Consider the following 20431-nt stretch of genomic DNA (forward strand, 5'->3'; position numbering starts at 1 on the left):
GGCGGAAGCCCTGCCCCAAGTCATCCACGTTCAGGCTCAACGGGTAGTTGGTGCGTTCCTGGCCCTCCAGTACGTCGATGCCTTGCCACGCCTGCCGCTGTTCAGCGCTGGCTTCTGCGCCATGGCGGTAGTTGAGCATGGCGCTGAACAACGGCAACGGCGCAGCTACAGCGCTGCAGCGCTGGGCCAACGCCAGGGAGGCGTGTTCGTGCGCCAGCAGGGCACTGAGGCGCTGATGCACGGCCTGCGCCCCTTCGCGCAGGCTGATACCACCCAGGTCGACCCGCAGCGGCAAGGTGTTGATGAACATGCCCAGCGCCCGCTCGGCACCCTCACCGCCTTGCAGGCGCCCCAGCAACACAGTGCCGAACACCACGCGGTCGTTGCCGCTGGCAGCGGCCAACAGGCGCGCCCAAGCCAGGTGGAACAGGCTGGCGACACTGATGCCGATTTGCCGTGCCTGGCGCCGCAGCCCTGCGGCCAGTTCGGCCGACAGCGCCAGCTTGGCTTCTTGCATGCCAAGGCCATCGCCTTGCACATCGCCAAGGCCGAACGGCAGCGTCGGCTCGTCGACATCTGCCAACTGCGCGCGGAAGAACGCCTCATGCTCGGCCTGACTGATACCCAGGCGCGCCTGGGCTACGTAGTTGCGATACGGCACAGGGATCTGCACCGGCGGCGTGCCCTGCAGGAAGCCCAGCAACTCCTCACCGACCACCTCCAGGGCGGTGTGGTCGAGGACGATGTGGTGGAACTGCAAAGTGGCTTCGATGCATCCGCTGCCCAGTACCTGGCGATGCAGCAGACGAATCAGAGGCGCCTGGCCCAGGTCCAGGCCAACGGTAGCTGCATCGTCGTCGCGCAGTACCTGCAGCGGCGCGCGACGCCAGACCACTTGCACAGCCTGCGGCAGGCCGTCCCAGAGCACGGCGGTACGCAGCACATCATGGCGGGCGATGACCTGGTCCAGGGCGCTGGCGAAGGCTTGCAGGCGCTCGCCGTTGTCAAAACGCAGGCGGGAATACAGCACATAGGGATCGTGCTCGGCGTTCAGGTGATGGTAAAGGATACCTTCCTGCAGAGGCGCCAGCGGATAGATGTCCTGCACGTTGGCCGCACCACCCGGCACGCGCGCGACGATGCGATCGATCGCGGCTTGGTCGAGGTCGATCAGGCTCAACAGGTCTGGGGTGATGTGGGTGCAATCGGCAGGGATGCGGTTTTCCGGTACCCGCACTTGCATGTTACGCCCCAAGGTCTCGGCCAAGGCCGCGACGGTCGGCTGGCCGAACAGGGTCCGTACATCGACTTGCAGCCCTTCCAGGCGCAGCCGTGCGGTCAGGCTTACCGCCAGCAGCGAGTGGCCGCCCAGCTCGAAGAAGTTGTCGTGCCGGCCTACTTGCTCCACGCCCAGCAGTTGCGCCCACAGTTGCGCCAGCAGGGTTTCGGTCGGCCCCTGCGGCGCCTGGTAAGGGCGCTCATGCAATGCGGCATCCGGCGCGGGCAGCGCTTTACGGTCCAGCTTGCCATTGGGCGTCAACGGCAGCTGGTCGAGGTGGATGTACTGTGCCGGCAGCATGTGCTCCGGCAGGTCTTGCAGCAGTGCCTGACGCAGGCTGTCCGCCTCGGCCAGCTTACCAGTGAGGTAGGCGACCAGGCGCGGGCCACTGGTCGGGGCGTCGTAAGCCAGCACCACGGCATCGCGCACACCGGGCACACGCAGCAGGCAGGCTTCGATCTCGCCTAGCTCGATGCGCAGGCCGCGGATCTTGACTTGGTAGTCGTTGCGGCCGAGGAAGACCAGCTTGCCATCTTCGCGCTGGCGCACCAGGTCACCGCTGCGGTAGAGGCGATCGCCGTCGACGAAGGGGCTGGCGATGAAGCGTTCGGCCTGTTGTTCGGGCAAACCCAGGTAACCCCGGGCGACACCCGCGCCGCCGATATGCAGGTGGCCGACCACGCCCCACGGTACCGGTTGGTCGTAGTGGTCAAGTACATACAGCCGGGTATTGTCGATGGCCGTGCCGATCGGCAATGCACCGTGCGGCAGGTCTGCGCCCGGTTCCAGCGTCCAGGCGCTGCAATCGACGGTGGTTTCGGTGGGGCCATAAACGTTATGCAGGCGTACACCAGGCAAGCGCTCGCGCACTTGGCCGGCCAGTGTCTGGCTCAACTCGCCGCCACCGCAGACGATATCCCTGAGGCTGACGCAGCGAGCGCTGGCAGGTGCTTCAAGGAACTGCTGCAGCAATGCCGGCACAAATTGCACCACGCTGACCTGCTGCGCCTGGATCAATTGCGCGAGGTAGTGCGGGTCACTGTGGCCGTCCGGACGGGCCAATACCAGGCGTAGGCCGCTGCACAACGGCCAGAACAGCTCCCACACCGAGGCATCGAAGCTGACCGGGGTCTTGTGCAGCACGGCGCCTTTGCCAGGCACCTGGCAAAGGCGCTGGCTCCAACGCACCAGGTTGACCACGTTGCGGTGTTCGACCATCACCCCCTTGGGCTGGCCTGTGGAGCCGGAGGTGTAGATCACATACGCGAGGTGCCTCGCTGTCAGTGCGGCTACGCGAGGGTTGCTGATCGGCTGGGCATCCCAGCAAGGCTGATCGAGGTCGATCAACTGCAGCGGGATGGCGTGTACGACATCTCGGGTAGCGCCGTGCACCAGGACGGCCAGCGGCGCGCTGTCGCTCAGCATGTGGCGAATGCGTTCTGCAGGGTAACCCGGGTCAACTGGCACATAGGCGCCGCCTGCCTTGAGGATGGCCAGCAAGCCAACCACCATCGACAGCCCGCGCTCGACGCAGATCGCGACACGGTCATCCGGTTTGACGCCCAAGCCGATCAAATGATGGGCAAGCTGGTTGGCCTGCTCGTCGAGCTGGCGATAGCTGAGCTCGCCATCCTCGGCGACCAGGGCAATGGCAGTGGGTGTGTACCGAACCTGGGCCTCGAACAGCCCGTGCAGCGTTTGCGCCAGGTCTTGAGGCGTTTGCGGGGCATTGGCCAGCTGTTGCTGGCGCTCATCAGGCGTCATTACCGGCACCTGCTGCAATAACGCGTCAGGCGCGTGCTCAAGCGCATCCAGCAAACCGTGCAGCACCTGCAGCAGCTGATCGCAGACCCGCTGCGCGCCCACCTGGGCACTGACCTGGGCGGTCAGCCGCAGGCCATCGCCCAGGTCGTCCACGTTGACGCTAAGCGGGTAGTTGCCATGGCCGCCGCTGGGCAGTGCCTGGATGCCTTCCAGGGCTTCGCGTTGCGCTTGCTGCTCGGGCTGGCTGGCGCCATGCCGGTAATTGAGCATGGCACTGAACAACGGGGTCGGCGCAGCCACGCCGCTGCAACGCTGGGCCAAGGCCAGCGAGGCGTGCTCGTGCACCAGCAAGGCACTCAGCCGCTGGTGCGTCAGGCGCACCCCCGCGCGCACGCCTAGCCCGTGCAGGTCCAGGCGCAGTGGCAAGGTGTTGATGAACATGCCCAGACCGCGATCAGCCCCGGCGCCCCCTTGCAGGCGACCCAGCAGCACGGTGCCGAACACCACACGGTCTTGGCCACTGGTGGCGGCCACCAGCCGTGCCCAGGCCAAGTGCAGCATGCTGGCAGCGCTTACGCCAAGTTGCCGGGCCTGGCTGCGCAGGCGTCGGTACTGCTCGGGCGCCAGTTGCACCGTAGCCAATTCGAAGGTACTGGCCTGGCCCTGCAGGTCGGCCAGGCCATAGGGCAGAGTCGGCTCGTCGATGTCGGCCAGCTCGGCGCGGAAGAACGCTTCGTGCTCGGCCTCGCTGATGGCCAGGCGCGCCTGGGCCACGTAGTTGCGGTACGGCACGGCCGGTTGGCTGGGCTGCTCGCCGCGCAGGTGATCGCGGATCTCTTCCAGCACCACCTTCATGGCCGTGTGGTCCAGGGCGATGTGGTGGAACTGCAGGGTGGCTTCGAGGCCTTCGCTGCCTGCCTGTGGGGTTTGCAGCAGGCGCATCAATGGCGCATGGCTAAGGTCGAGCGGGCCAGCGGCTTCGCTGCTATTGACCAGCACCGAGCCCGGCACGCTGCGCCATACCACCTGCACAGGCTGCGCCAGGCCGTCCCAGAGCACGGCAGTGCGCAGAATATCGTGGCGTGCGATGACCTTGTCCAAGGCCACGGCAAAGGCCTGCAGACGGGCCTGGCTGTCGAATGCGACGCGCCACTGCAGCAGGTAGGGGTCTTCGTCTGCAGCACTCAGGTGATGGTAGAGAATGCCTTCCTGCAGCGGTGCCAATGGGTAGATGTCCTGCACGTTGGCAGCGCCACCTGGCACGGTGGCGACGATGCGCTCAATCGCGCTGGCGTCCAATGTCAGCAAAGGCAGCATAGCTGGGGTGATTTGGGTGCAGCCAGCTGGAATGCGGTTCTCGGGCACGCTGACCTGGCGACCCGTGCCTAGCGCGGCAGCCAGTGCAGCCACGCTGGGCTGGCCGAACAGCACCCGCACGTCAGTGTGCAGGCCCTGTTGGCGCAAACGTTCGATCAGTGCCACGGCCAGCAGCGAGTGGCCGCCCAGCTGGAAGAAGTTGTCGTGCCGCCCTACCCGTGGCACGCCCAGCACGTCGGCCCAGACGCTGGCCATGGCCGCTTCTGTTTCGCTGGCAGGGGCTTCATAGCCCTGGCAGATCAGTTGCGCCGCGTCCGGTTCAGGCAGGGCCCGATGGTCCAGCTTGCCATGGCTGGTCAACGGCCATTGGCTCAGGCGAATGAACGCCTGCGGCACCATGTGCCCCGGCAGGCTAGCCTGCAGCGCTTGACGCACTAGCTCTACCGCTACTGGCGCCTGTTCGGTGAACCAGGCCAGCAGACGCTCGCCGCGGACCAGTACCACGGCATCGGCAATCCCGGCCTGAGCCGTCAGCGCGGCCTCGATTTCACCCAACTCCACGCGCACGCCGCGGATCTTCACCTGGTCGTCATTACGGCCGAGGTAGTCCAGCGTGCCGTCAGTGTTCCAGCGCACTAGGTCGCCGCTGCGGTACATGCGCGCGCCGGGCTTGCGGCTGAACGGGTCGGCGACAAAGCGCTCTTCGCTCAGCTCAGGGCGATTGAAGTAGCCCCGCGCTAGCTGTGCGCCACCGATGTACAGCTCACCCACCACGCCCACCGGCACCGCTTGGCGATGGCCGTCGAGCACATAGACGCGGGTATTGGCAATCGGCTTGCCGATGTGCAACGCCGCGCCCGGCAAGACCTGGCCAGACGTGGCGACAACCGTGGTCTCGGTCGGCCCATAGTTGTTGACCAGGGCGAATCCTGGATCGCGGTCGAACTGGCGCAGGCGGTCGCCACCGATCAGCAAGGTGCGCAACGTCGGGTGTTGCCGTTCGCGGCGCAACGCCTGTTCGGCCACTGGCGTGGGCAAGAAACTGACGGCCAGCGGCTGCTCGAGCCACCAGTCGAGCAGTTCATCGACATGTTCATTGCCGATATGCGCGGGTGGCAGGTGCAGCGTCGCCCCCGCACACAGCGCCGGCCACACTTCCCAGGCCATGGCGTCGAAGCCAAAGCCGGCAACGCTCGAGGTACGCACACCGGCCTCCAGCGCGAACGCGTGGCAGTGCCAATGCACCAGGTTGGCCAGGGTGTGATGCTCGATCATCACGCCCTTGGGCTGGCCGGTGGAGCCGGAGGTGTAGACAAGGTAGGCCAGCTGCTGCGGATCCAGCCCAGGTACACGTGGGTTGCTGCCCTGGGAGTCATCGGCTGCGGCCTGGTCCAGGTCTAGCCGGGGTATGCCAACAGGCAGGCCAGCAATGCCCGCTTCGCTCAGCACCAGGGCGGGCGCGCTGTCGGCCAGCAGGTAGGCAATGCGTTCGGCCGGATAGCCCGGGTCTACCGGCACATACGCGGCGCCGGCCTTGAGCACGGCCAGCAAGCTGATCACCCGCTCGACGCTGCGGCCCAGGCACAATGCCACACGGTCACCGCAGCGCACGCCGCGTGCGATCAACTGGTGCGCCAGGCGGTTGGCCCGCAGGTTCAACTCCCCATAGCTGAGTGCCTGGCCATCCTGGGTCACCGCCGTGGCATCCGGGGTCTGGGCTGCTCTGGCCTCCACCAGCGCATGCACCGTCTGTTCTTGCGGGTAGTGCCGTGTGGTGGCGTTGAAACTGCCCAGCAGCTGTTCGCGGGCTTCGTCGCTCAGGATCGACAAGCTGTCGACCCGCGCCTCCTGCCCTCGCTGCAAGGCCTGCAACAGTTGGGTGACGGCATTGACCATCCAGGCGGCGACCCGCGCCGCACCGATCCCTTCAATGGCCAGCACACTGAAGGTGAACCCCTCACCCAGGTCATTGACGCTGAGGGTCAACGGGTAGTTGCTGCGTTCTTCGCCACCGAGCAGGCGCACGCCCTCCCAGATGGCCTCGCCAGTGGCCTCGTCGGCGCTATGCCGATAGTTGAGCAAGGCACTGAACAACGGCGCGGACGCGGCCACGCCACTGCAGCGCTGGGCCAAGGCCAGCGGCGCGTGCTCATGGCCCAGCAAAGCCGAAAGGTTGCGATGGGTGGTGCGCACGGCGGCACGCACGGTCAGCGTGGTGTCCACCCGCAGTGGCAGGGTGTTGATGAACATCCCCAACGCCCGGTCGGCGCCCTCGCCGCCTTGCAGGCGCCCCATCAGCACCGTGCCAAACACCACATCATCGCGGTTGGCCAGCACGCCAAGTACGCGCGCCCACGCCAGGTGCATGAGGCTGGCGGCACTGACGCCCATTTGCCGGGCCTGGGTGCGCAAACCGTGGGCAACGTCGCCGTCCAGTGCCTGAAACGCCGTTTCGATGCCGCGGCCATCACCCTGCACATCTTCATAGCCCAGCGGCAAGGTCGGTTCTTCGACATCCGCCAGCATCTCGCGGAAGAACGCCTCATGGCCCGCCTGGTCACCCAGACGAGCCTGGGCCACGTAATTGCGATAAGGCACCGCTGCCGGCAGCGTGTGCCCTTGGCCGCACAGCAAAGCGCGCATTTCGCGAGCGACCACGTCCATGGCCGTGTGATCGAGGGTCAGGTGATGGAACAGCAGAATCGCCACCACCTGGTGGTTGGCGGGGTCCAGGCTGTAATACAGGCGGGTCAATGGCGCCTGGGTCAGGTCCAGCCGGTGGTGCCGCGCATCGAACCGGGCATGCAACTGCTCGACCCGCGCCCGGCCATCGTCATCGGCCAGGTCGTCGACTTCGCTGACCACCAGCTCGGCCTTGCGCCAAACCACTTGCACCGGCTGCGCCAGCCCTTGCCAAAGCACGGCGGTGCGCAGGATGTCGTGGCGATCGATGACCTGTTGCAAGGCACCAGCCCAGGCCAGCAAGCGCTCGACACTGTCGAAGGCCAGGCGGGTCTGCAGCAGGTAGGGGTCGCCCTGCTCAGCGCTCAGGTGGTGGTAGAGAATACCTTCCTGCAGCGGCGCCAGCGGGTAGATTTCCTGCACATTGGCGGCGCAACCCGGCACCGTTGCGACGATGTCGTCGATGGCTGCCTGGTCCAGCTCGATCAGGCTGAGCATAGCAGGGGTGATGCGTTCGGCCTGCGCGGGCACACGGTTGGCCGGCACCTTCACCTCGTGGCCGATACCCGCCGCGCCGGCCAGGGCGGCCAGGGTCGGTTGGGCGAACAGCACGCGCACATCAATCAGCAGGCCAGCCTTGCGCAAGCGCTCCACCAACGTTACCGCCAGCAGCGAGTGGCCACCCAGCTCGAAGAAGTTGTCGTGGCGCCCTACTCGCTGCACGCCCAACACGTCGGCCCAGATCGCCGCCATCGTCGCTTCGGTTTCGCCACTGGGCGCCTCAAAGGCCTGGCCGAACAACTGCGAGGCGTCCGGGTCAGGCAGCGCACGGCGGTCGAGTTTGCCATGGCTGGTCAGCGGCAGCTCATCGAGGCGCACGAACGCAAGCGGCACCATGTGCGCCGGCAAGCCGGCCTGCAGGGACTGGCGCAAGGCGTCGAGGGCGACGGGTGCGGTCTCGGTGAACCAGGCCAGCAAACGCTCGCCGCGCACCAGCACCACCGCGGCGTCGATACCCGGCTGCGCCGCGAGGGTGGCCTCGATTTCGCCAAGCTCGACCCGCACACCGCGGATCTTCACCTGGTCGTCATTGCGGCCGAGGTAGTCGAGGGTGCCGTCGGCGTTCCAGCGCACCCGATCACCGCTGCGGTACATGCGTGCATTGGGCTGCTCGCTGAACGGGTCAACGAGAAAAGCCTGTTCGGTCAGCGCTGGCCGATTGAAGTAACCCTGCGCCACTTGCGCGCCGCCGATGAACAGCTCACCCGCGACGCCGACCGGTACTGGCTGCAGACCTTCGTCCAGGACGTAGACGCGGGTGTTGGCGATTGGCCGGCCGATGTGCAGTGCGCCGTTGGCCAAGACCTGGCCAGAGGTGGCGACCACGGTGGTTTCGGTCGGCCCGTAGTTGTTGATCAGGGCAAAGCCCGGCGCTCGCTCGAACTGACGCAGGCGGTCCCCGCCTACCAGCAAGGTGCGCAGGGTCGGATGCTGATGTTCGCGGCGCAGGGCCTGCTCGGCTACCGGGGTGGGCAGGAAGCTGACCTTCAGTGGCTGCAGCAGCCACCAGTCGAGCAGCTCATCGACATGCTCGTTGGCGATGTGCGCGGGTGGCAGGTGCAGCGTGGCACCAGCGCACAGGGCAGGCCAGACCTCCCAGGCCATGGCATCGAAACCGAAGCCGGCCACGCTTGAGGTATGAGCATCGGCGTCCAGCTCAAACGCCTGGCAGTGCCAATGCACCAGGTTGACCAGCGTGTGGTGCTTGATCATCACGCCCTTGGGCTGGCCGGTGGAACCGGAGGTGTAAACCACATAGGCCAGTTGCTGCGCGTGCAGCCCAGGTCGCTGTGGGTTGCTGTCGTGCGCAGCGCAGGTGTTGAGCTGATCCAGGTCCAGGCGCGGCACCTCAGCCGGCAGTCCGGTCACCGTAGTCACGCTCACCACCAGTGCCGGGAGGCTGTCAGCCAGCAAGTAGGCAATACGCTCGGCTGGGTACGCCGGGTCCACCGGCACATAGGCCGCGCCCGCTTTAAGCACTGCCAGCAACGCAACCACGCGCTCGCTGTTGCGCGGCAGGCACAGCGCCACGCGGTCGCCCACCTGAACGCCGCGTTCGATCAGCTGGTGAGCGAGTTGGTTGGCACGGCGGTTCAGCTCGTCGTAACGCAGCGCCTGGCCATCCTGCAACAGCGCAACCGCAGCCGGTGCAGTGGCAGCGCGGGCCTCGACCATAGCGTGTACGGTCTGCCCCTGCGGGTAGCGCTGAACGGTGCGATTGAACGCTTGCAGCACCTGATCACGCTCGGCCGGCGGTAATACCTGCAACCCTTGCAGCGCTGCTGTGGGGGCGTGCTCCAGGGCATCGACCAGGCTTGCCAAGACCTGTTCGAACTGGACACACAGGCGTGCTGCGCTCCACTCCGGCAGGCTCTGTACCGTAAGGCGCAGCGCGTCGCCTAGGTCGTCGACGCTCACGGTCAGCGGATAATCGGTGCGCTCCTCGGCACCGACGATATCGATGCCAGCGGCCACCGGGATGACTTCGGCGGCATCACCGGCGTCACTGTGCCGGTAGTTGAGCAGGCTATTGAACAGCGGCGTCGGCGCGGCCACGCCGCTGCAGCGCTGGGTCAAGGCCAGCGAAGCCTGTTCGTGGCCGAGCAAGGCGCTGAGCCTGCGGTGGGTGGCCAGCAGGGCTTCACGCACGCTGGTTGAGCCCAGGTCAATGCGCAACGGCAGGCTGTTGATGAACATGCCCAGCGCCTGCTCGCTGCCGTCGCCGGTGGTCATGCGGCCTAGCAGCACGCTGCCGAACACCACCTGCTGGCGGCCCGACAACTGCCCGATCAGCCGGCCGAAGCCCAAGTGCAAGACGCTTGCCGGGCTCACCCCGAGTTGCCGTGCCTGGCTGCGCAGGCGCAGGCACAGCGCAGGCGGCAGGGTCAGGCGGGCTTGTTCCAGTTGCGCATCGCCTTTGTCCTGCAGGCCGAAGGCAAGCGTGGGCTCATCGATGTCGCTGAGCATTTCGCGGAAGAAGCGCTCATGGGCGTCCTCATCCAGTGCCTGGCGAGCGACGGCCAGCACATTGCGAAACGGCATGGGCGCAGCCAGACCGTCGGACTGGCCGGCGATGTGCGCCTGGATTTCCCGGCGCACGATATCCAGGGCGGTATGGTCCATCACCACGTGGTGGAACATCAGCAGCGCCACCCACGTCTCGCCCTCGCCTTGCGCGTGCATCAGCTGCATCAGCGGTGCCTGACGCAGGTCGACGCGATACTGGCGCGGGTCGAAGCGCGCGCACAGCTCGGCCAGGGCCGTGCTGCCAGCCACCGGCACGGCTTCGCGGACCAGCGTCGCCTCTTGCCAGACCACCTGCACCGGTTGGTCGAGGTATTCCCAGTGCAACGCGGTGCGCAGGATGTCATGGCGCTGGATCACCCACTGCAGCGCCTCGGCGAAGGCTTCCAGGTGAGTTTTGCTGGCGAAGCGCAGCTGCACCTGCGCCAGGTACGGGTCACCCTCGGTGGCGGACAGGTGCTGGTACAGCATGCCCTGCTGCAGCGGGGCGAGTGGGTAGATGTCCTGAACGTTGGCCGCTCCGCCTGGCACACTGGCGACGATGCGGTCGATGGCGTCCTGGTCCAGGGTGACCAGCGGCAGCATATCGGGTGTAATCCGGAAGGCTGGGCTCAGCCAGTCGTCATCGCGTTCGGCGAGCATCTCCAGCAGCGCCGGCTTGTGCCGTGACAACGCCTCCCACAAGCTGTCGTCCAGGGTATCGTCATCGCCGAGAACGATCAGGTCCTGGTCTTCACGCTGGAGTCGGATCGCATGGGTGGAAAGAGCAGCCATCAGTTCGCTGAAGTGCATCGGTAAGCATCCTGCTTTGCCTGGAATGGGAATCGTGTACACGCTAAAGGAACGTGACCGGTCGGTCTGACATGGGAAGCGGGGACAATTGGCGCACGCTTGTGGTGCAGGATCGGCCTTGCCGGGCCGCTCCCGCACTTGCAGCGAACGCAAATAGCAGCACGCGGTTAGATGCGCCTGCGCTTGCCCAGGCTGGGGATGGTGGTCTGCGGTATGACCACCTCGGTTTGCTCTAGCCGGGTGCTGGCGGCCAGCGCGGCCAGGGTCGGTTGGCTGAACAAGGTGCGGGCATCGACATGCAACCCGGCCTGGCGCATGCGTGCCACCAGGCTGACCGCCAGCAATGAATGACCGCCCAGTTCGAAGAAGTTGTCGTCGCGCCCAACCTGCTCGATCTTCAGCACATCCGTCCAGATCTCGGCCAGCGCCGTTTCCAGCTCGCCGCGCGGGGCTTGGTACTGACGGCTGATCACCGACTCGGCCCCGGGCGCTGGCAAGGCCTTGCGGTCGACCTTGCCGTTGTTGCTCAACGGCAGCTCGGCCAGGGCGACGAACGCCTGCGGCACCATGTAGTCGGGCATGCGGGCCACCAGGTGGCTGCGCAGCACTTCAAGCGCAGGCGCGCTGCTGCCCTCGCGACAGGTGAAGTAGGCCACCAGGCGCTCTTCGCGCATCAGCACCACGGCTTGCCCGATGGCCGGATGCGCCGTTAGCGACGCTTCGATTTCCCCCAGCTCGACCCGCAGCCCACGCAGCTTGACCTGGAAGTCGTTGCGGCCGACAAAGTCCAGCTCACCGTCCAGGCGGTAGCGCACCAAGTCGCCGGTGCGGTACAGGCGGTCGCCTTCGACGAACGGGCTGGCGATGAAGCGCTCAGCCTGCAACGCCGGTAGCCCAAGGTAACCACGGGCGACGCCGACGCCGCCAATGTGCAACTGGCCCACCGCACCGAGTGGCACCGGGCGGTCATGCGCATCGAGTACATACAGGCGGGTATTGGCGATCGGCCGGCCAATCGGCGGTGCGATCAGCGGCAGCGGTTCATGGGGCTGCAGGGTCCAGGCGGTGCTGTCTACAGTTGCTTCGGTCGGGCCATAGACGTTGTGCAGGCGCACCGCGGGTAGGCGTTCACGCAGGCGTCGCACCAAGGCCAATGTCAGTTCACCGCCGCCGCAGAAGATGTCGGTCAGGCTGGTGCAACGTTCAACACCCGGCTCTTCAAGAAACTGATGCAGCAGCGCCGGGACGAATTTGATTGTGGTCACCTGCCTGGCCTGCACCAACTGCACTAGGTACGCAGGGTCACGGTGCCCGTCAGGGCGTGCCAGGACCAGGCGCAAACCGGCGGTCAGCGGCCAGAACAGCTCCCAGACCGAACCGTCGAAGGTGAACGGCGCCCGTTGCAGCAAGGCATCGCCCGGGCGTGGTGGGCAGATGCGCGCCCCCCAGTGCATCAGGTTGCACAGGCCGCGGTGTTCGACCATCACCCCCTTCGGAGTGCCAGTGGAGCCCGAGGTGTACATCACGTAAGCCAACTGGTTCGGCCCCAGACCCGGCACGAGCGGGTTGGCTGCCGAGCAGGTCTGCCAATCGCCACGGTCAAGGTCGAGCACAGGAACCGGCATTTGCGCGAACAGGCCCAGGGTGGCGCCGTGCACCAGTAGCACTGACGGCGTGCTGTCTGCCAGCATGAAGCGCAGCCGTTCGGCCGGGTAAGCGGGGTCGAGTGGTACGTAGGCGCCGCCTGCCTTGAGCACGCCCAGCAGCGCGACCATCAGTGCAACGCCACGTTCGACACACACCGCCACCCGCGCGTCTGGCCTTACTCCCTGTGCGATCAAATAGTGGGCCAGGCGGTTGGCCTGGGCGTTGAGTGTCTGGTAATCGAGGCTGCCGTCCTCGGCCTGCAGCGCGATGGCACGGGGTGTGCGCCGCACCTGGGCTTGGAACAGCGCAGGCAAGGTATGCCTGACCGGACTTTGCGAGTCTTCGGTGGCGTTGAAGCCATGCAGCATGCGGTCCAGTTCGCCGTCAGGCACCGCGCATAGTGCCTCCAGGCGGGTGCTGCGGCGCTCGGCCAGGGCATTGCCCAGTTGGCGCAAGGTGGTCATCAGGTAGCTCAGCACCCGCTGCGCGCCAATCGCACGCGGTGCGCGCAGGGCAAGCTGGAGCCCGTCGGCATGGTCATCCACCGTGAGCGCCAGGCCATGGCTTTGTACTTCACTGGCTTCGGCCAGCTCCACGCCCGGCAATACCGGGCCGAGCGTCACTGCCCCTTGGCGGTAGTTGATCAGGCTGTCGAACAGCGGCGTGCCAGCGGGCAAGCCACTGCACTGCTGGGCGAGGATCAACGGCGCATCTTCATGGCCGAGCAAGGCAGCCAGCCGCGCATGGGTTTCGCCCAGCGCCTGGTCGACCGAGCGGTTGGCAAGGCCTACCCGCAAGGGCACGCTGTTGATGAACATGCCCAGCGCACGATCAGCCCCGGGGCCAGCCATGCTGCGGCCCAGCAACACGGTGCCCAGGGTGACCTCATCACGCCCGCCGAGGGCGCCAAGCACCTGGGCCCAGGCCAGGTGTAGCAGGCTGGCGATGCTCACGCCATGTTGCCGGGCCTGGCTACGCAACAGGCCCGCCAACGGCGCGTCGATGGCCTGGCTGTGGCTGTGCAGGTCCCTCTCATCGACCGGCTCGCCCCCCAGCCCCATAATCGGCGCAGGCGGTTCGATGCCTGCCAGTTGCTCGCGGAAGAAGGCTTCGTGCTGGGCCTGGCGCTCGCGGGCAGCGCTCAGCGCCACGTAATTACGGTACGGCACAGGGGCCGGCAACTGCTCGCCGCGCCCCGCCATGAAGGCTTCCAGTTCGCCCAACAGCACCTGCAGCGAAACGGCATCGTTGACCAGGTGATGGAAGCGCAGCAAGCCCAACCAACGTCCCTGCTGGGCATCCTCGGCGCAGGCCAGCGCCATCATCGGTGCCTGACGCAGGTCTAGGGGCCGTTGCTGCGGGTCGAAATGGGCGCGCATTTGGTCGGCAATGCTGCCTTCGGGTGCCGCCCCCGCCCAGTTATCCACCGCCAGCAGCGCCTGGCGCCAGATTACCTGCCGGGGCTGCTCAAGCCCCTCCCATGCCAGGCTGGTGCGCAGGATGTCGTGACGGTCGATCACCTGCTGCAACGCTTCGGTGAAGGCCTGCAACTGGCCGTGGCTGGCGAAGGTAAACAACGCCTGCTGCTGGTACGGGTCGCGTGCATCCATGACGTGGTGGTAAAGCAGGCCCTGTTGCAGCGGCGCCAGCGGATAGATTTCCTGTACGTTGCCGGCGCCGCCCGGCACCGTGGCAACGATGCGGTCGATGTCGGGTTGCGACAGTTCGCCGAGGCTGAGCATGCCTGGCGTGATGTGCTGGCACCCTGACGGAACGCGGTTGGCCGGTACGCTCGCGGCTTCACCAACCACTGTGCTGGCCGCGACGCTGGCCAGCGTCGACTGGCCGAACAGTACCTGCACATCAGCTTGCAGGCCTTGCTGGCGCATGCGCTCGATCAGTTGCACGGCCAACAGCGAGTGGCCGCCCAGCTCGAAGAAGTGATCGTGGCGCCCTACCCGCTCCACCTGCAGCAGTTCGGCCCACAGCAACGCCAGACGCTGCTCGAGGTCTCCCAGCGGCGCCTCGTGTTCGCGGCGTACCTTGGCGGCTTCGTCCGCTGTCGGCAAGGCACGGCGGTCGAGTTTGCCATTGGCGGTCAATGGCCAACTGGCCAGGTTGACGTAGGCCACCGGCAACAAAGCGACTGGCAGGCGCTCGCGCAGGTGGTCATGCAGCGCCTTGGGCAGCACTGCCGCCTCGCCAATGAACCAGGCCTGCAACTGACCTTCGCGCAGCATCACCACACACTCGCGCACCGCCGTGTGGCTGGTCAGGGCAGCTTCGATTTCGCCCAATTCAACCCGCACACCACGGATCTTCACCTGGTCGTCATTGCGCCCGAGGTACTCCAGCGTACCATTGGCCAGCCAGCGCACCAGGTCGCCCGTGCGGTACATGCGTGCCCCGGGTAGCGAGCTGAAGGGGTCGTCGAGAAAGCGCTCGGCGGTCATCTGCGGCCGGTTGAGGTAGCCTCGAGCCACGCCCTTGCCGCCCACATACAATTCGCCTGGGGCGCCGATAGGCAGCAGACGGCACTGCTCATCGAGCACATACAGCTGGGTGTTGGTCACCGGGCCGCCGATATGCAGCGGGCCGCCAGCGATCACTTCGCCCGACGTCGCCACCACCGTGGCTTCGGTGGGTCCATAGTTGTTGATCACACGGCAGCACCGCTCGCGGGCCAGGCGCCGCAGACGGTCGCCGCCAATCAGCAGGGTCTGTAAGGTCGGGTGCAGCTCGCCTTGGGCGAAGGCATATTCGGCCACCGGGGTGGGCAGGAAGCTGACATCCAGCGGCTGGGCGCGCCACCAGCTTAGCAAGGCGTCGATGTCTTCAGCACCGTCACGCACCGGCGCCAGATGCAGGGTCGCGCCACTGCACAGCGCCGGCCATACCTCCCAGGCCATGGCGTCGAAACCGAAGCCGGCCAGGCTCGACTGGTGGCGCCCGGGGCCCAGGTTGAAGGCATTGCAGTGCCAGTCGACCAGGTTGGCCAGCATGTGGTGCTCGACCATCACGCCCTTTGGCTGGCCCGTGGAGCCGGAGGTGTAGATGATATAAGCCAAGTCGCTGGGTTGCGGCTGCACAGGCGCTGGCTGGGCGGCGGGTGCCGTGTTCCAGTCCCAGCGGTCCAGCACGATCTGCGGCAGGCCATGGGGCGGAAGGCGGTCCAGCAGCCGCGACTGGGTCAGCACCACAACCGGCGAGCTGTCTTCCAGCAGATAGGCCAGCCGCTCCTGCGGGTGGGCCGGGTCGATCGGCACGTAGGCGGCCCCGGCCTTGAGCACGGCCAGCAGGCCGACCAACGTGTCCAGGCCGCGCTGGGCGACCACCGCTACCCGCTGATCAGGCTTGGCGCCAAGGGCTGCGAGGTGCAGTGCCAGCGCGTCGGCACGGCGATCGAGCTCGCCATAGCTCAGGCGCTGGCCGTCGTGCAGCGCCGCCACAGCGTGTGGCGTGGCGCTGGCCTGGGCCTGGATACGACTATGGATCAACGCCTCACCTTGTGAGGGCGCTGCTTGCGCCGTTGCATTCCACTGGCGCAGGCGGGCGTGTTCGCGGGCGGTCAACAGGTCGAACGCCGCGATGCTTTGCTCGGGCTGTTCCAAGCCTTGCTCCAGCACATGCAGCAGGCGCTCGGCCAACGCCGAAACGTCCTCTTCGCTGAACCAGGCGCGGTTATGCACCAGGTGCAGGCACGCGCTGTCACGTTGGCTGTTGCAGCGCAGGTGGATACTCAAAGGCGTGGGCTCGTGGCCATTGCAGATCATCACCGTGTGGCCGGGCACGTCATCGAAACGCAGGTCGTTGCCATCCTCCTCGAACGACACCATCAGCTCGAACAGTTGCGGCCGCTCTTCACGCAATGCGCCGAGGTTGCGGTTGAGTTCGCTAAGGGCGAACCGCTGATGGCGAAAGTCCTGCTTGAGCGCATCGCGGATCCCCTGCACCAGCGCGGCAAACGAGCGTTCACGGCCGAAATCCATGCGCAGCGCGCTGACTTGGGTAAACAGCCCAAGCGTTGACTTGAACTGGGCGTTGCCACGGTTGCGCACCGGCAGTCCGACCACCCATTCGTCACGTTGCCAGGTCCGTGCGCTGCACACGTGCAGCGCTGCCAACAGCACATGGAATGGCGAGGCCTGCAAGGCAGTGCCCAGGGCGCGCATACGCGCCAGCAAGTGGCTGTCGAAGGGCTGTTCAAATGCCGCACTGGGCGGCGACAAATGCTGCGCATTGCGTTCGCGGGGCGCCAGCAAGGCGTCGGGTAACTGCTGGTACTTCGCCAGCCAGTAATCGCGGTCGCGGTCATGGCGGGGCGAACCCTGGTACTGCGCATCGTCCTCGATGAACACGCGGTAGGACGGTGCGCTGTCTGGCAATGCCAGCCCCTGCCCAAGCAAGCGGTAATGCTCGGCAATCTGTTTGAACCACTGGTCCACGCCCCAGCCATCGAGCACCAGGTGATGAGCCTGCACGGCTAACAGATAGCGCTGCTCGCCCAGACGGATCAATGTCGCCCCCCACAGCGGGCTGGCGTCCAGGCAGTACGGTGTCTGCATCTGTGTTTGCAACAGGCCTTGGGCAGCGAAGAAAGGGTCATCCACAGCGCGGACATCATGCTGCACCAACTGCACATCGAGGGATTCGGCGAAGTACTGGCGGGCTATGCCACCTTGGCCCGCTTGCATCACCAGCACTGTGCGCAGGCCATCATGCTGGGCGGCCAAATGCACCAGTGCCCGGCTCAGGCGCTCGGCGTCCACCTCGCCGGCCAGTTCGACGTAGGCGCCGATGTTGTACAGCGGCGAGTTGCCGTGGCTGATCTGATCCAGCCAGATGTCGCGCTGGGCAACGGTCAGGGCAAAGGTTTGGGCGGCAGGCATGATTCGGCAGGTCCTTCTGGTTGATCATCCGCGGATTCAAGCACTCCACTTTCAGGCTGTATGGCCCCTGAAACCCGGACACGCCTCAGCGCTGTCAGATAGCTGCTGAAAAACATGTAGGACATTTGCCACAGCGGCTGCCCGGCTTGGCCTACGCCAAGAGTCATCGCCCGGGATCATGCGCTGATCGCCACGATTATGACGTCAATTTGCTGGCCTACCCGCTCGTGTGCAGCGTCTGGCCTGTAGGTCAGCTGCCCCGCTGGCCCGCGATCGATGGCACTTTCTGTCCCTGTTTTCCATTACAGACGCCGCCCCGAGGCCGCGCTTGAATACCGCCACAACCCGCTCCCAACCCGGAGGACTCGCCTGGGCCACCACCCGCCGTAACGCTTTCGATCAAGGACGATGACCCCATGAAGCTTACCGACAGCCTCGTACACCACCCCGACCCTCAACTATATCTGCAACTGGGTGAACTGATCGCCAGTACCGGTGCCGCTGGCTTTGCCGAGCACATGTTGCACCTGGTCGATGCCCAAGTGCCGATCCACAGGCTCGACCTCAGCGAATGGACCCTCGACCCGCGCGGGTCCAGCATCAGCCGCATCAGGGTACTCGGCAGTGCCGGCCCAGCCCCCGAACTGCCCGGCATCGACCCTCTGCGCCACCCACTGCTGCAGAGCATCATGCAGATGAAGGACCCGCTGTTGATCGAATTCAAGGCACCCCCGGTTACTGACCACCCGCGCCACACTGCCCACCAGTGCAACCTGGTGTCTTGCAGCGGTGCCCGGCGCTGGGTCATCTGCTTTCATCGCCTGCCCAGCCAGCGTGGCTTTTCATTGGGCGAGTTGTCGCAGTTGAAAAGCCTATCCGACACCTTGCTGCCCCTGATGGAGCACCACGGCCAGTTGCTCCACCAAGGGGCCGCGGGGCATACCGGGTCGCCGCTGTGCGATCTGCAGGCAGGCACCTTACGGCAGTCCTTTGGCAATCGGCTGGTCCAGGCAGACGTGCGGCTCTCGACGCGTGAGCAGGAAGTCTGCCTGGGCCTGCTGACCGGCGGAACGGTGTCAGAAATGGCGCAACGGCTGAACGTGAAGAACAGCTCGATCGAAACATACCTCAAGCGCGCCACCGCCAAGCTGGGGGTCAGTGGCCGCCATGGTTTGACCAAATGGATGGCCGGCGCCTGACCCCAGCGAGACCTTCTGATGCCCCGATCCAGCTTTTTCCTGTGCGCAGTGTTGTTGTGTGGCTGTTCCTTAGCCCCTGACTACCAGCGCCCAGACCTACCCGTCGCCCTCCACTACCCGCAAGGGCCGGCCTACGTTGGCAATGTGCAGAAGCACCCGACCGTCGAGGACTGGCGCCAGGTGTTCCACGACCCAGTGCTGCGCCAGCTGATCGACAGCGCCCTGGCCAATAACCGCGACCTGCGCAGCGCGGCGCTCAATGTCGAAGCGTACCGCGCCCAATACCGCATTCAGCGCGCCGAGCTGTTGCCAAAGGTCTCGGCCAATGGCCAGGGGCAACGCCAATACCTGCCGTGGCGCATGACCGGTGCCGACCAAGGCATGATCAGTTCTACCTCGGCGGCGACACTGGGGGTGAGTGCTTATGAACTGGACCTGTTCGGTCGCTTGCGCAGCCTCAGTGACCAGGCGCTGTTGACCTACCTGGCCAGCGACCAGGCCCGCCGCAGCACCCAATTGAGCCTGGTAGCCAGTGTCGCCAGCGTGTACCTGACCTGGCGTGCCGATCAGGAACTGCTGCTACTGGCCAACGAAACCCTGGCTGCAGACGAGCGCAGCCTGCGCCTGACCGCCAACCAGCGACGCGCCGGCACTGTTTCGGCCCTGGACCAGATCCAGGCGCGGACCAGCGTCGACAGTACCCGGGCGGCCGTCGCCCGTTACAAACGTCAAGTCGCCCAAGACCTCAACCAACTGACTCTACTGGTGGGCGCCCCTGTGGCCGACGACCTCGGCGCCTTGCGGCTGGCCGACGAACAAATCGCCGGCTTGCAGGCCGGACTGCCGTCTGACCTGCTGCAACGTCGCCCGGACATTCTCCAAGCCGAGTACCAGCTGCGCGCCGCCAACGCCGATGTTGGCGCCGCCCGCGCCGCATTCTTCCCGAGCATCAGCCTTACCGCCAATGCCGGCAGCACCAGCCCGGCGCTCAGCGGGCTATTCGATGCAGGATCCGGGACCTGGTTGTTCCAGCCACAGATCCACCTGCCGATCTTCACCGCCGGCAGCCTGCGCGCCAGCCTGGACTACGCCAAGTTGCAGAAGGACATCCAAGTGGCGCAGTACCAAAAAGCAATCCAGGGCGCCTTCCAGGAAGTGGCAGACGGCTTGGCGGCGCGAGCGACTTACCAGCGCCAACTGCAGGCACAACGCGACTTGGTGACCTCAAGCCAGCGTTACTACAACCTTGCTGAACACCGCTACCGGGTCGGCGTGGACAGCAGCCTGACCTTTCTCGACGCGCAACGCTCGTTGTTCAGTGCCCAGCAGGGGCTGATCAATGACCGCCTGGCGCAGTTGGTGGCAGAGGTGAATCTGTATGCGGCATTGGGGGGTGGGTGGCGAGAGAGATCGGACTTGCGGGGGGCTTCTGCTGCAAGGGTGAAATAGGTGGGGCTTGAGGGGCGTACGTGGGTTTAGACTGGATACGCCGTGTTTTGTTTTCCATGGACGATGCGACTCAAGAAATCGGGAGCATATCCAGAGTGGATGCACAGCGATTGAGGATAACGCAGTAGCAATAGTGCGCATGCAAAAAGCCCAGCGCGAGGCTGGGCTATGGCGTTTCGGCCTGCACTGTCTACTGGCAGACGCACCAGACCCGAGTCTTCGTCGACACCGATATGTGCTCGTGATTGCATATTGCCAGAGCAACGGCGTGCCCCGCCAGCGCCTGAGTTGTACGGCAGCTCTGCAGCGAGTGGCTAATAGGAGGTAGA

At 65.8% G+C, this 20431-nt stretch carries 4 protein-coding genes; 2 read left to right on the forward strand and 2 right to left on the reverse strand.

The genetic code is table 11. The features are described 5' to 3' along the window. Nucleotides 1-10918 (reverse strand): amino acid adenylation domain-containing protein (locus tag ACQZ2L_RS10440; protein WP_430325978.1); only part of this gene is annotated, 10918 nt, incomplete at its 3' end. Between the two features lie 167 nt (nt 10919-11085). Next, the gene (locus ACQZ2L_RS10445) at nt 11086-17454 is read right to left on the reverse strand and encodes an amino acid adenylation domain-containing protein (protein WP_430325979.1); all 6369 of its coding nucleotides are present in this window, start codon (nt 17452-17454) and stop codon (nt 11086-11088) included. A gap of 416 nt (nt 17455-17870) precedes the next feature. On the opposite strand from ACQZ2L_RS10445, the gene ACQZ2L_RS10450 reads away from it, so the two are divergent. Both ACQZ2L_RS10450 and ACQZ2L_RS10455 read left to right on the forward strand, forming a co-directional pair. Beyond that, nucleotides 17871-18653, forward strand: a complete 783-nt coding sequence (locus tag ACQZ2L_RS10450) for a helix-turn-helix transcriptional regulator (protein ID WP_430325980.1) — start codon at nt 17871-17873, stop codon at nt 18651-18653. An 18-nt stretch (nt 18654-18671) separates the two neighbouring features. Beyond that, nucleotides 18672-20102, forward strand: coding sequence for an efflux transporter outer membrane subunit (locus ACQZ2L_RS10455; protein WP_430325981.1), 1431 nt, complete (start codon nt 18672-18674; stop codon nt 20100-20102). The last annotated feature ends 329 nt before the right edge of the window (nt 20103-20431 follow it).

Origin of the sequence: Pseudomonas shirazensis (assembly GCF_050496565.1) — a bacterium.
GTDB classification, from domain to species: domain Bacteria; phylum Pseudomonadota; class Gammaproteobacteria; order Pseudomonadales; family Pseudomonadaceae; genus Aquipseudomonas; species Aquipseudomonas shirazensis_A.

Bases quoted from the DNA above. Each gene is read 5' to 3' on its own strand.
- ACQZ2L_RS10445 (WP_430325979.1), bottom strand. From the start codon at position 17,454: ATGCCTGCCGCCCAAACCTTTGCCCTGACCGTTGCCCAGCGCGACATC.
- ACQZ2L_RS10455 (WP_430325981.1), top strand. From the start codon at position 18,672: ATGCCCCGATCCAGCTTTTTCCTGTGCGCAGTGTTGTTGTGTGGCTGT.
- ACQZ2L_RS10450 (WP_430325980.1), top strand. From the start codon at position 17,871: ATGAAGCTTACCGACAGCCTCGTACACCACCCCGACCCTCAACTATAT.